We start from the raw sequence: 12,073 nt of genomic DNA on the forward strand, positions 1-12,073 counted from the left end.
CGGACGCGCATCCTGTCAGCGCAAGCAACCCGCATGCGACAACCAGGGATCCGCGCGCCATCACGCTCCTTCGTTTTCTCACAACAATTCCTCAATTCCTCACATTGGACCCACGGCTTCGGGGATCGGGCATCACGCCAAAGGCGGCCTCTGGCGTGATCTAGACCACCCTACAGGGCCCCTGAATACGATTGCAACCGAATAGGGCAAACTTTTTGAATACGATCGCAGGGACACCGACCGCCGTGAGCCGGCAAGTCGAATGATGGCCGGAGAAGCCAGGGAGTCCCAGTCTGCTAGTACCCAACGTTGGCAGAGTCAAGTAGTCGGGGTAACGCGGAGATTTATGCCGCTCGTAGCAGCTGGTTCAGCCTGTGGGCTGGGGTTTCGAGGTTGACGGTCGGCCGGAGTCGGCGGTTGAGTTTCGCGGCGACCCGGCGGAGGTCCTCAGGAGTGTGGACCGAGAGGTTCGAGCCTTTCTCGAACCAGAATCTTGGGAGCCGATTTGTGTTCTCGTTGCTGCCGCGCCGCAGTTCCAGGAGAGTGCCGATCACTGTCCCCTCGGAACCGATGATGTAGGGTCGGGCCGGAGCGCGACACCGGGATTGCTCCCGGCTCGTTTCTCCGACCCGCCCTCCGCACCGGATGTGGGACTCTCATCGCATCCGGCGCTCCACGGATAGCCACTCAATCAACACTGGGCGCCCACGGCGTCGGGATATCTGCGCCCGCCACCGGTACCGTGTCACCGGTACCGTCGCGGTGTCGAACATCGTGATTCCCTCTACGTTCCTCACCGAGCGCCACCGAGCCGCCGGCGTGAGGATCAAGGTGAGCACAACCGTCACCGAGATCACCGGCGACGGTGAGCGCTGCACGGGAGTGAGGTTGGCAAACGGGGACACCATTCCTGCAGATGTTGTTGTCGTCGGAATCGGTGTGATCCCGAATGTGGAACCCGTTGCCGTGGCGGGGGCTGAAGCACCCAACGGTCTACTGGTGGACAGCCACGGACGCACCACGCTGCCCGACATACTCGCGGCGGGCGATTGCGCCCTGATGGGCGACGGTGGGCTGCGTCTGGAGTCGATACCGAATGCCGCCGCGCAGGCGAAGGCAGTCGTCGAGACGCTTACCGACTCGCCTCCGTCCGGCACTGATGTGCCGTGGTTCTGGTCGACTCAGTACGACTGCCGGCTCAAAATAATTGGTGTCCCGTAGCTGTTGTTGCGTCCGGCTTGAAGGGATGGCTGGGCATGGGGACGCCCGGGGTACCGGTGCGCCGGGTCATGACCGAGAACGCCTTCGCCTACCGGTGCTCCCGCGACTTCCAGGATGCACTCGCTGTGCTGGGGGCTCAGACACATCCTGATCAAACCGCGGCATCCCTAGCAGAACGGCAAAGCCGAACGCTTCAATCAAAACACTGCAGGAAGGCTGGGCCCTTCGCCAGCCCTTCACCTCAACCAAGCCCGGACCGCCGCCCTGCAGCCATGTATCCGTTCCGCTGCTCGAGGAACCACCGACGGTTCATCAGATCGCGTCTTCGGCACTCTCTCCGGTATTCACACCTAGACATAGGGTCCACGGGACCGATAGAGGGATTCTTCGTTCTGTCTGATGGAATGGGGAGAGGGTTTCACCGACGAGGCTAGCCGTGTTGGTAGCGAGAACCGTTTCGTTCTGATCAACTATGCACGTGTTTGACGGCAAGGTCCGGAGGAACGGCTCGAATCCAGTCTGAAGGCTGCTAACGAGGACGCCAACGGCAGCAACGCCAGCCATCCTGCCGTCCCTCGTGACTCGCTTGGAGAAGGAGACGAGGTGTTCGTTGGCGCCGAAGGCGTCCACGTAGGCGTAGGTGGCGTGGACGTTATCATCAGTGTCGTGCGCGGGCCACCACGGTGCTGTCGAGTAACCATAGAACTCCATATCCGCTTCCACACGCCGCGCCGATCCCGGACCCGACGGGATGGTGCACCAGATGAGGCCCGATTCGCCGAAGAATGATGGATCGGCGATGAATCCCGTCCCAACCAAGGGCGGCACGGCCTTCGCTAGAAGGTTCTGGCACACATCGTAGACATTCACCAACTGATCCAGCCTGCGGTTCTTTGAGCGGTCGAGGTCGGTTTGGACGGCTTCTTCGACGGCCCGGATCGACGCGGCTGCGGTCCCTTCGAGGCTCACAGCGAACGATTCGACGGCGGAAACTGCGCTATCGATGCCTTCGATCCTGGGCGGCGATCCTGGTGGCGGATATTCCATGGACATCCGCACCTCGATGAGGCGGTTCACGTCCCGGCGGACATGGTCTTCGGCGAGGCCTCGTGCTCGAAGGGTGTTCCCATCTCGTATTGCGTCCACGATCATCGTGTGCTCATTCGCGGCCGCCGCTCGGCGGTCAGAAGCGCTGGTCCACACCAATGCCCCTACTGCGGCATGCATCTCCATCTCCTGCCGGGCGAACAGGACGGATCCCGATGTGGCCGCGAGCTCTATGTGGAATTGACTGTCCGCTCGCGTCATTTCAACGGGTGTTTGCGCCGTCTCGATCATCACCGCCATCGAAGCCAGTCGCCCGATGGGGACCTGCCGAGATCGGCCTGCCACCGACATGGCGGCTGACCCTGCCAGAAATGCCCGATATTCTCGGATGTCCCGCAGATCCTCAAGGGAGTACGCGGCAAGGGCGTCCCGCTGAGCTTTGGTGATGTCTCCGGTGCTAGCCTTCACGAAGCTTCCACCGCCTTTGCCGCGTCGTGTTTCCAGAAGTCCTCGATGACGAAGCTCCGCGAGGGCGGCACGCAGCGTTAAGGTGGAGACGCTCATCCTTGCCGCCAGCTCGCTTTCACTAGGGAGCTGGGTTCCGTCTTGGAGTATCCCCAGCTCAATCGCATGACCGAGTCGGCGCCCGATCTCTTGGCCGCGCTCGACAGTGTCCAACGGCGCGAAAGCGAGTTGCTCTCTCCAACTGGCCATGGACCACGCTCCTAAATTTGTAGGGGTTGAAGAACAAGAACCTTGACATTCAACCTTTAATGTCCATTGACATTTGACATTAAAGGTCTAATCTCAAGTGTATCAAGAGAAGCGGGACACGCTTTCTCATAGTTCGATCATCACGCAAGGAGTCGATGGTCATGTTAGATAGCACGGATGTCGTGTATGCTTGGCAGCGATCCGGGAATTTGACACCGCTGGACCGCCTTGGCCTTTACGCACAGGCACTGACCGCAGATTGCCCGATCGGCGACTACCGGACACTTGACGATGCGCAGGAGGACAAAGCGATCCTCGCCCTGTTCTGCGTGGACCGCCCCGGGGCAACCATTGCTTCCCTCCACCAGATGCCGCCTCTGGCCCTCTCTGGCTACCATCAGTTGCTCCATGACCTCGCTCGCGAAGGGCTCGGACCAGGCGGTGGATTCCGCGCCGAAGCCCATCGTTTCGACCATTCACCCGACACGGCCCTCCACCAACGCGGAGACACCCCCGCTTTCCGAGGAGGCGGACTGTGAAGCGCCGCAGCTCGGGAGCCAGCACTGTCCCGTTCACTCCCGGAGGTACACGCATCCGGACGGCCCTTCCCCAATTGCCGGCGCTGACGCGACCTAGGGCCGACAACCCGAAAGCGTGGGATGAGCTCATGCGTGAACTCGACGCCGACTTCGCCTGAAGGCGCTCGAACAGAAGGAGCTTTTTGCACATTGCCCCTTGGAGTCCCAAGCGGAGTTATCTGGGAACTTACTGGCTGAACATTCCGTTCGAGCCTGTCACGCAGCTTCACTTCGTCGTCTGTACGCCGGTTCTGGGCAGCAGGATTCCACTTGAAAACATCCGAAAGCGACCAGTCCACCGCCGCGGGCATCGCATTCACCGAACTCTCCAACGGTTTCGCCGCCTGCAGGAACCCCGCGACGTTGCTCGGCGGCCTGCTCTTCGACGAGGCCAAACACCGCGTCGAAGACATCCTCCGCGCGTCCTAACCCCAAACACCTATGAAACGAGGAGAAATCATGCCCAACCCCGGGGCAGCTCACCATGGCGTGAGTCAGACGGCATTCCGATCATCCGTGCTAGATCAGAGCATCGGCGCTGAACATGCACCAGTTCCGGTTCAGGATTTTGGCATTGACGAATACTCTGCATCTCCCTGGATTGGCCTTTACTACAGGCATGAGTTCATGCTCCACTACAGGCACGAACTGCTGGAGCATCAGGATCTGGCCTAAGACTCCAGTCACAAATCCCGGGGCAGTCCCCGGGATTCAAGCACCAACCAAACGAGCCACAACCTTGCCGGCGCCGCAACGGAGTCATCGAACGATGCCGCACAACAACACCTTCAGGCTCAGCGCTGACGGTCAACGAGTCGCATCGTTCTGCAGCAGGGGCAACAGCCGGCTCCCGCGCCTCTAGCAGCCAACGAGCCCCCCATCGGCATCACTGCTACAAGCCCTGGCAACCATCGACCGCCACATCAACGGCCACATCGACAATGCCTGAATGAAGAACGCTGCCCAATATTCAAGACAGAGATCAAAATTCTGACCCCTAGGATGGCAAACTCGGCAATGAACCAGCCGTAACGGCCGCTAGTCTCGCCGTGGCCGTCGAGCCTGGGCCACCATAGCCGCCCAGCCTGAGCCTTGAATTTGGTGCCACAGTCTAGGCGTCTGCCGTTGCCGACGCAGCTTTCAAGGCCGCTGCGGCAAGATCCGCGCTGCTCTGGACGTCGTTCATCCACAGTGGAACAATAACGGGCCGGACCCCGGAACCGGCGATGGAACCCGACAGCTCCGCATCGGCGCTGTCAATCAGCCACGCATCCAGGATGCCTCCGGAGGACCGCGCACCATAATGCACTGCCACCGCATCGGCAGCAGTCCTGACCTGGATCGCGGCCAGGCAAGCAGCCGCCATGCCCCGGACGGCGGCACCGGAGATAATGGGCGAAATCCCTACGACGGGGGCCGCCGTCGTCTGAATTGCCTGCCTGATGCCGGGGATATTCAAGATGGTGCCGATGGACACCACGGGATTTGACGGGGCCAGTACGACGACATCGGCACCGGAAATCGCCGCCAAGACCCCCGGAGCCGGAACGGCCTTAGAGAGCCCGGCCTGGAGAAACTCCCGGGCTGGACGCTGGGCACGATGCCGGACCCACCATTCCTCGAAGTGCAAAATCTCTGGCAGATCAGCGTTGGGACCGTCCAACACGACCTGGGTTTCCACTTCCTCATCGCTCATGGGCAGCAGCTCCATCCCGAGGTCCCACCGGGAGGCCAGACGCCGCGTAACCTGGCTCAACGGCTGCCCGGTCCGCAGCAGATGCGAGCGGGTGATGTGCGTGCCGAGGTCCAGATCACCGAGAGTGAACCATGGCCAGCCCACACCATAAGCTGTCAGCTCGGCACTAACGCGCTCCGTTTCACCGGCCCGGCCCCATCCCCTCGCTTCATCGTTAACGCCGGCGAGGGCATACATCACCGAGTCCAGATCGGGACAGACGCGCAGCCCAGTCAGCCACATATCATCACCCGTGTTGACTACCGCGGTGATTTCCGCCGTCGTTCCCCCGGCACCATCCGGCAATACCTGACGCAGATGGTGGCGCAGCCCACGCAGGAATCGCGCCCCACCCACACCACCGGCCAGCACCGTGACCCTCATGCGGTAGCACCGCCGTCTGTGATGCTGGAGGATTCCACGGGGGATCGTTGTCCTGCCGCGAAGCCCTCTTGGAATCCTTCCAGATGTGCTTCGGCCGATCCCAGACGGAACAAGTCATCCTCTGCAGCGCGAATCAGGGTCCGGGCTCCAGGCTCCTGGATCGGCCGAATGAGGTGGCCCAGGCCATGGACCACGGCGACCGGCCTGCGTGAGGTCTTGCCGAGCACCAGATTCGCTGCACCTGCTATTTCATCCGCCACCGCAGTGATGGTTGCATCCATCGGCCTGTCGAAGTCGTCCCGCGTGCCTCGTAAGTCATGGGTTACTGCCATTCCCGCGGCACCGATTGCCAAATCGGTCTGCCCCAGGCGCCAAGGGCGGCCTAGCGTGTCGGTTATGAGCACTGCTAAGTCGAAGCCGAATCGCCGGCGCAACCCGGTGCAGAGCGCCTGCGCTGACGCATCCGGGTCCTCGGGCAGGAGCAGCACCGTGCCATCAGGCGTGTTGCTCGCGTCGACACCGGCGGCGGCCAGCACCAATCCCAGCTTGTTCTGAACAATTCGGGTCACACCGCCGGGGTGTGCTTTGCTAGCGACCAGCCGTACAGTTTCGGCCGTGATGGCATCTTCGCGGCTGTCTGCCCGCAGAGAACGCCCTTCAGCCTTTGAAACTATTTTGCTGGTCACTACGACGATGTCGCCTGCGGAAATCTCATCTTCGATGGCGTTTCCAACGAGCACCAAGAGGTCATCGCCGGCGACGATCTCACCGATTCCGTTGATCCCAACGACGGCAAATTGCTGTGGAGGGTCCGGCGGCTCGCGCGTTCCAATGCTCGCCAGATTACTTTGATTCATCTCAAATCCCATCAGAACACAGTCCGCTATTTTTCATGAGTAGCGTGTATCGTACTTTTCGAATTATCCCTTCCGACGTGCCACAGGACGATACTTGGTCAAGCATGTGGCATTGATGAGTGGGCAGGGTCATTATTAAGCCTTTCGTCTCGTGCGGAGCAGGTCTTGTCCGCTACTTGCTCAACGCGCCGATTGTCTGATCGACTCCAGAGCCTCGGCGGTCCGTCGGCCGAGCCGTCCCGCGAGCCGCTCGAGGTCGGCCCAGATGTCGACATCGGACCGCAGCCCTGATGTCTTGTCGATATAGAGCTCGACGTAACCCGCGACTGCGTGCGCAGCGCGCGAATTTTCGCCGAACGCGGGGCGATGTCGTCCCGGGTCGAGGGCGGTGAGAAGCGTTGTCCCGGTTCCAGCGGCATCTGCGACGAATGCCAGCTCAACGGCTGAGGCGAGCTGCAGAGCGCCTTCAAGTTCGGTCGAGGTTAGTGCTGGCAGGTCGCCCTGGAGCACTGCGACCCGGCCGGGACCCGCCGCAGCGATGCCTTGGAGCACGGCTGCGGATAGCCCCTGTCCTGGATCATGCACTATCTCTGCGCCGAGGGCGCGAAAATCGACGGCAGCAGCTCCGGTGGTGATGACAACGAGGCGGCCCACGGGCAGCGCGGCTTCCACGGTATCGAGGGCGATCGCGCGAGCAAGGCCAGGATCGCCTCCCAGACGGGACTTCGCGGTCGCGGTGCCCTTTACCGGTACGACAATGGTCCAGGCGTCAGTCATGAGCAACCATCCCGATGTCGTAGTCGGCCGGGTCGAACCGGGCGAGCCGCTCGCGGAACGCCGAGGCGGTGTCCGGCCATAGGAGGGTCAGCCGGCGGCTCCGCTCGTCGACATACCAGCTGCGACAGCCCCCGGTGAGCCAGACGGTGTTCGCAGCCATGCGGTCGATTTCGGCGACGTAGCTGGCCTGTCGCTCCGGCCGCACGTCGAAGGCCGGCACGGCGCGGCTGCGCAGATACCGCATGGCCTCGAGAACGTACGCGATCTGCGACTCGATCATGTGCACGGCCGAGTTGTGGCCGAGGCTGGCGTTGGGGCCGTCAATGACAAAGAGATTCGGGAAGCCAGCCACTGTGGTGGAGTTGTAGGCGACCATTCCGTGGGACCAGGCCGCGTCGAGGGTGCGGCCGTCGCGGCCACGGATCCTGTGCGCGATCGGCGGCCGGGTGGAGTGGAAGCCGGTCGCTAGGATGAGCGCATCGAGTTCATAGGCCGCTCCCGAGGCAGCCGCGACTCGGCTGCCTTCGACGGCGCTGAGCGCCGATCGCTCTAGGCGCACCGATTTGCTCATGAGGGCCGGGTAGTAATCGTCCGATAGCAGAACGCGCTTGCACCCGGCCTCGTATTCGGGTGTCAGCGCCCGGCGGAGGGCTGAGTCGGGGACTTGTGCCTCGAGGTGCCGTCGCGCACGGTCCCGGAGCGCGGCGAGTGGACCAGCGGCGCCGAGCCGTGCTGCGAAACCCGCTTCGGCGTCCCAGAACATTCGAGTCCGTAGTGTCGCCAGGGAGTCGGGATCGGCTCGCCAGCTGGCCTTCTCGCCTTCGGCGTACGCGTAGTCGTTACGGGGAACGACGTACGCCGCGCTCCGCTGGAAGAGAACAACTTCGTCGGCCACCGCGGCAATGCGCGGCAGGATCTGCACAGCGGAGGCGCCGCTTCCGGCGAGCCCGACCCGCTTGCCCGCAAGATCGAGATCGCGCGGCCACTCGGACGAGTGGAACACTGGGCCAGCGAACGAGTCGAGGCCCGGCACGTCGGGCATGCGCTTTTCAGAGAGCCGCCCCGTCGCCACGATCACCCAGCGGCAGCAGTAGGTGTCGCGCGTAGTCAGGACCGTCCAGGTCATGGTGGAATCGTCCCAGTCGAGCGCGAGCACGTCTGACGAGAAGCGGAGGTGTGGGAGGATGCCCTCCTCGCGGGCGGCCTCCTGCAGGTAGTCGAGGATCTCGCCGCCAGGAGAATAGAAGCGGCTCCAGTCGGTACGCGGCCGGAACGAGAACGAGTAGAGCTGTGACGGGATGTCGCAAGCGACGCCCGGGTAGACGTTGTCGCGCCAGGTGCCGCCGACGTCGGCACCGCGCTCTACGACGACGAACGACTGCTTGCCCGAGCGCGCGAGCTGGATCGCGGCACCGAGGCCGGCAAAGCCTGCACCAATGATGACCGTATCAACGGGCTCCGCGGCGGCTTTCGCGCCGCCGGCGTCAGCGTTGACCGCTGCTTCGGAGCGGACGGTCCGGATGTCGTTGGCCTCAGTCACGGCCGGGCTCGCGGTATCGTGCTGTGGGCCGGGTATCGCCGAGGCTCGCGCAGGAACGCGTCGATGAGATACGCCTGCTCGGCGGGATGCCCCGCCTCGGCGAAGCGCACGTCTGCGGTTGCCGGATTGGCCGCAGACAACCCCGCCGGCGCGATGACGAGGACAGGGCAACGGACGTCCAGCGCCGGCGCAGCGGAGCCCAATACGATCAGGGCAGAGACACGCGCGTCAGCAATGAGCGGGGTCTCGCAGACCGGCGCAACGAGTAGCCCGAAACGGCCGGGCAGCTCACGCGTCCGGACGTCGGCGTCCGCCACGAAGACCTGACGCCGCCGCGTCAATAACGGCAGTGCTGCGTCAAGGTCGGGATCCAAGCCGGTCGGGCCGACCGCGATGATGACCGGGTCGAGTCCTTCCAGGGGCAGCAGTGCAACCCCTGTCGTGACCTCTCGCAGACCTGTGCCCGTCCCAGCGTTAACGAGGATCACACCAAGCCCCTCTGGACCAGTGCGTAACTCGTCGTGCGTTCCCCCGCCTCGCGGCCAAGAGCGGTCGCGATCCGCTGAACGTCGCGCGGCGTCGCCTCGCGGTACGCCTCGGCGCCGGCCTCCGGCCAGATCACACCGTCGAGCAGCAGACCTCCGAAGTCGTCCGCTCCCCCGGCGAGTACGGCCTTTGCGCCGTGGAAGCCGAGCTTGGTCCACGCGGCCTGTACGTGGTTGATCCGGCCGTGCAGCATCAGGCGCGCGACCGCGTGGAGCGCCCGCGAGGCTTCGAGGCCTGGGCCTTCACCAGCTACCGCCCGCACCCCGGAGGGCACGTCGAAAGGGACGTACGGCATGGCAATGAACTCCGTGAACCCGCCGGTCTCGTCCTGGATCCGGGTCAGTCGACGCAGGTGAGCAATGACTTGGGCGGGCGTTTCGACGTGACCGTAGACGATCGTTGCCGTTGACCGGAGACCTGCCCGGTGAGCGGCCTTGAGGGGCCGGATCCACTCGTCGACGGGCAGATCGGTGCGCTCGCTCAGCATCGCGCGCACGCCGCCGTCCAATATCCGGGCGCCGGTACCGGGAACGCTTGTCACGCCTGCCTCACGCAGTTCTTCGAGGAAAACCTCGACACTAACACCCATCCGACGCGCCCCGTCCAGCACCTCCGTGGGGCGGTATGCATGGAGTGACAGATTGGGCCCGGCTGCGCGGACAGCCCTAGCCAAGTCGCGGTAGGCTGTGCCTGGCAGCGCTTGGTCGATTGGGCCCTGGAGGCAGATCTCGGTAGCACCAAGAGTAACGGCCTCCTGGACCAGCCGCCGGACCATGTCGTCTGTGAGACTCTTTTTGTAGAGCGACGAGTCCAGGTTGCGGTTGACGACGTAGGTCAACGTGTCACCGACTGCTGCCGAGCGGACTTCGTCGGCCAGCGCCGTTACCGCGTCGAGGTCGTCACCACGGGCTGTAAGGAGGGAGCAGTAGTCTGCGTCCGTCAGCGAGGCCGGGTCATTCGAGGCTCTGGCGAGGGCGGAGACGATGGTGGGGTCGGCGCGGCGTGGCAGACCGGCGGTCACGCCGCGATCGACAGGAGGAGCGGTGGCGGCGACAAGAACGGTGACTGGGCCTGCCGACAGCGGACGCGGGCCCCGCGCACCGGGGGGCGCGGGCCTCACCCGTGCACCCTCGTCGGCGAGCAGGGACACCGGATCGGCGAGAGCCGTAACGGCGGGGGCGACGCGCGCATCCAGCCAGGTTTCTTGATCCTGCAGGTAGGCCGGGTGTGCGGTGAGCCGCTCGCGCAGGGTGAATCCGGCCTGCGCCGTCAGCTCGGCGAGCGTCTGGAGTTCGGGCCAGGGCCGTTCGGGATTGACATGGTCGGGGGTGAGCGGGCTGACCCCGCCCCAGTCGTCGATGCCTGCGCGCACCAGCAGCAGGAGTTCAGGGAGTTCGCTGAGGTTCGGGGGCGCCTGGATGCTGTGGTCGGGCCCCATGACAATCCGGGCGACCGCGACCGCGGCTGCGTACTCCTCGAGGGCGAGGTCTGACTCGTTCTGCATCGCGGTGTGCGGTTTCGCGCGGAAGTTCTGGACGATGGTCTCCTGCACCTGGCCGTACCGCTGGTGCGACGCCCGGATGGCGAAAAGAGCCTCGGCGCGCTCGGCGTAGTTCTCGCCGATCCCGAGAAGAACCCCGGTGGTGAACGGGATTCGGGAGCGGCCGGCGTCGTCTATCACCCGCATCCGCAGAGCAGGATCCTTGTCCGGGGACCCGAAGTGCACTCCCCCGGGCTGGCTCCAAAGCCTCGTGGCCGTGGTCTCGAGCATCATGCCCATCGACGCGGCGACCGGGCGGAGCCGCTGCAGCTCGGCGAACGACATGACTCCGGGGTTCAGATGCGGCAGAAGGCCGGTCTCGGTGAGCACGAGTTCGGCCATCGCACCGACGTAGTCGAGGGTCGAGGCGTAACCGTGGTCCTCGAGCCACTGCCGCGCAACCGGCCAGCGGTTCTCAGGGCGGTCGCCGAGGGTGAAGAGCGCCTCCTTGCAGCCGAGCGCTGCGCCCTCGCGAGCGATGCGAAGGATCTCTTCCGGGGACAGGTAGGTGGGTATCCCCTTCTTCAGCAGGCCCCCCGGCGTCTCGACGAAGACGCAGTAGTGACAGCGGTCCTGGCAAAGCTGCGTGACGGGGAGGAACACCTTCTTCGAATACGTGATGATGCCCTCGCGGGAAGCGCGAGCGAGGCCCTCGTCGCGGAGCCGCGACGCAACAGTCAGCAACCGGTCGAGGTTGTTGCCTCGAGCTCCGAAGAGCGCCGTGGCCCCGGCAAGGTCCGTCTCGCCCGTGTGTTCGAGACGAGCGAGTGCATCAGTGAGGGGCGCAGGATTCAGAACCGAGGATGCGGCCATGTTGGACCTTCGAACCAATAGCCGCACGCGTCTCGCGTTTCGCACACCGGGCCCTCCAGCCCCGGGTTTTGCTGCAGGTTCAGCCTAGCGCCGCTCACAGCGTCCCCCGTCCGCTGGCTGCCAACGGGCCGCTGCTAGCGCCGACGGCCCGCAGCCGCGGCAGGAGGTGTTCGGCGAACTGGGACAGGAACCGTTGCTGGTCATGGCCCGGGGCGTGGAAGACCAGGTGATTGAACCCTGCCTCTACGTAGGGCATGAGCTGGTCCATGACCTGCTCCGGATCCGAGGCGACGATCCAGCGCTTGGCGACCTGTTCGATGG

Annotated in this window: 12 protein-coding genes and 1 pseudogene; 4 read left to right on the forward strand and 9 right to left on the reverse strand. The window is 64.1% G+C overall.

The genetic code is table 11. The annotated features are described in order from the left end of the window. Positions 1–645: 645 nt before the first annotated feature. Positions 646–1,221 (forward strand): FAD-dependent oxidoreductase, encoded by a 576-nt coding sequence (locus AB4Y87_RS25635; protein WP_442007040.1) that lies wholly within the window; start codon positions 646–648, stop codon positions 1,219–1,221. Between the two features lie 312 nt (positions 1,222–1,533). On the opposite strand, the gene AB4Y87_RS25640 is transcribed toward AB4Y87_RS25635, so the two are convergent. Beyond that, positions 1,534–2,982 carry a GntR family transcriptional regulator gene (locus tag AB4Y87_RS25640; RefSeq protein WP_442007041.1) on the reverse strand — a complete coding sequence of 483 codons (1,449 nt, stop codon included), beginning with the start codon at positions 2,980–2,982 and terminating at the stop codon, positions 1,534–1,536. Between the two features lie 161 nt (positions 2,983–3,143). Between AB4Y87_RS25640 and AB4Y87_RS25645 the strand changes: the two genes are divergently transcribed. The 3 genes from AB4Y87_RS25645 to AB4Y87_RS25655 all read left to right on the forward strand — a co-directional run bounded on the left by AB4Y87_RS25645 (position 3,144) and on the right by AB4Y87_RS25655 (position 3,989). Next, on the forward strand, positions 3,144–3,521 hold the full coding sequence (locus AB4Y87_RS25645; protein WP_442007042.1) for a hypothetical protein: 378 nt from the start codon (positions 3,144–3,146) through the stop codon (positions 3,519–3,521). Then, on the forward strand, positions 3,518–3,679 hold the full coding sequence (locus AB4Y87_RS25650; protein ID WP_442007043.1) for a hypothetical protein: 162 nt from the start codon (positions 3,518–3,520) through the stop codon (positions 3,677–3,679). The genes AB4Y87_RS25645 and AB4Y87_RS25650 overlap by 4 nt, the downstream gene beginning before the upstream one ends. 151 nt (positions 3,680–3,830) lie before the next feature. Continuing rightward, positions 3,831–3,989, forward strand: a complete 159-nt coding sequence (locus AB4Y87_RS25655) for a hypothetical protein (protein WP_442007044.1) — start codon at positions 3,831–3,833, stop codon at positions 3,987–3,989. Between the two features lie 90 nt (positions 3,990–4,079). Here the strand turns inward: AB4Y87_RS25655 and AB4Y87_RS25660 are convergent, their stop codons facing one another. The 8 genes and pseudogenes from AB4Y87_RS25660 to AB4Y87_RS25695 form a co-directional block, all read right to left on the reverse strand. Continuing rightward, positions 4,080–4,247 carry a hypothetical protein gene (locus tag AB4Y87_RS25660; RefSeq protein WP_442007045.1) on the reverse strand — a complete coding sequence of 56 codons (168 nt, stop codon included), beginning with the start codon at positions 4,245–4,247 and terminating at the stop codon, positions 4,080–4,082. 424 nt (positions 4,248–4,671) lie between these two features. Further along, positions 4,672–5,679: a 2-phospho-L-lactate transferase gene (cofD, locus tag AB4Y87_RS25665; protein WP_442007046.1), complete on the reverse strand. Its 1,008-nt coding sequence runs from the start codon at positions 5,677–5,679 to the stop codon at positions 4,672–4,674. Further along, complete coding sequence (cofE, locus tag AB4Y87_RS25670; protein ID WP_442007047.1) at positions 5,676–6,536, reverse strand: coenzyme F420-0:L-glutamate ligase; 861 nt, start codon at positions 6,534–6,536, stop codon at positions 5,676–5,678. Before cofE ends, cofD begins: the two co-directional genes overlap by 4 nt. A 180-nt stretch (positions 6,537–6,716) precedes the next feature. Next, the gene (gene cofC / locus AB4Y87_RS25675; protein WP_442007048.1) at positions 6,717–7,313 is read right to left on the reverse strand and encodes a 2-phospho-L-lactate guanylyltransferase; all 597 of its coding nucleotides are present in this window, start codon (positions 7,311–7,313) and stop codon (positions 6,717–6,719) included. Then, positions 7,306–8,853 (reverse strand): flavin-containing monooxygenase, encoded by a 1,548-nt coding sequence (locus AB4Y87_RS25680; RefSeq protein ID WP_442007049.1) that lies wholly within the window; start codon positions 8,851–8,853, stop codon positions 7,306–7,308. The genes cofC and AB4Y87_RS25680 overlap by 8 nt, the downstream gene beginning before the upstream one ends. Next, the gene (locus AB4Y87_RS25685; RefSeq protein ID WP_442007050.1) at positions 8,850–9,341 is read right to left on the reverse strand and encodes a hypothetical protein; all 492 of its coding nucleotides are present in this window, start codon (positions 9,339–9,341) and stop codon (positions 8,850–8,852) included. The genes AB4Y87_RS25680 and AB4Y87_RS25685 overlap by 4 nt, the downstream gene beginning before the upstream one ends. Beyond that, entirely contained in the window at positions 9,338–11,797 is a 2,460-nt protein-coding gene (gene cofG / locus AB4Y87_RS25690) for a 7,8-didemethyl-8-hydroxy-5-deazariboflavin synthase CofG (RefSeq protein WP_442007051.1), read from the reverse strand. Before cofG ends, AB4Y87_RS25685 begins: the two co-directional genes overlap by 4 nt. A gap of 49 nt (positions 11,798–11,846) precedes the next feature. Beyond that, positions 11,847–12,073: pseudogene (locus AB4Y87_RS25695) on the reverse strand (hypothetical protein); the annotation flags it as partial.

This window comes from Paenarthrobacter sp. RAF54_2, from assembly GCF_052113945.1.
Taxonomy (GTDB): Bacteria; Actinomycetota; Actinomycetes; order Actinomycetales; family Micrococcaceae; genus Arthrobacter.

Coding starts and splice junctions, on each gene's coding strand:
- cofE (WP_442007047.1), bottom strand. CDS start 6,536: ATGAATCAAAGTAATCTGGCGAGCATTGGAACGCGCGAGCCGCCGGAC.
- cofD (WP_442007046.1), bottom strand. CDS start 5,679: ATGAGGGTCACGGTGCTGGCCGGTGGTGTGGGTGGGGCGCGATTCCTG.
- cofC (WP_442007048.1), bottom strand. CDS start 7,313: ATGACTGACGCCTGGACCATTGTCGTACCGGTAAAGGGCACCGCGACC.
- AB4Y87_RS25640 (WP_442007041.1), bottom strand. CDS start 2,982: ATGGCCAGTTGGAGAGAGCAACTCGCTTTCGCGCCGTTGGACACTGTC.
- AB4Y87_RS25635 (WP_442007040.1), top strand. CDS start 646: ATGTGGGACTCTCATCGCATCCGGCGCTCCACGGATAGCCACTCAATC.
- AB4Y87_RS25645 (WP_442007042.1), top strand. CDS start 3,144: ATGTTAGATAGCACGGATGTCGTGTATGCTTGGCAGCGATCCGGGAAT.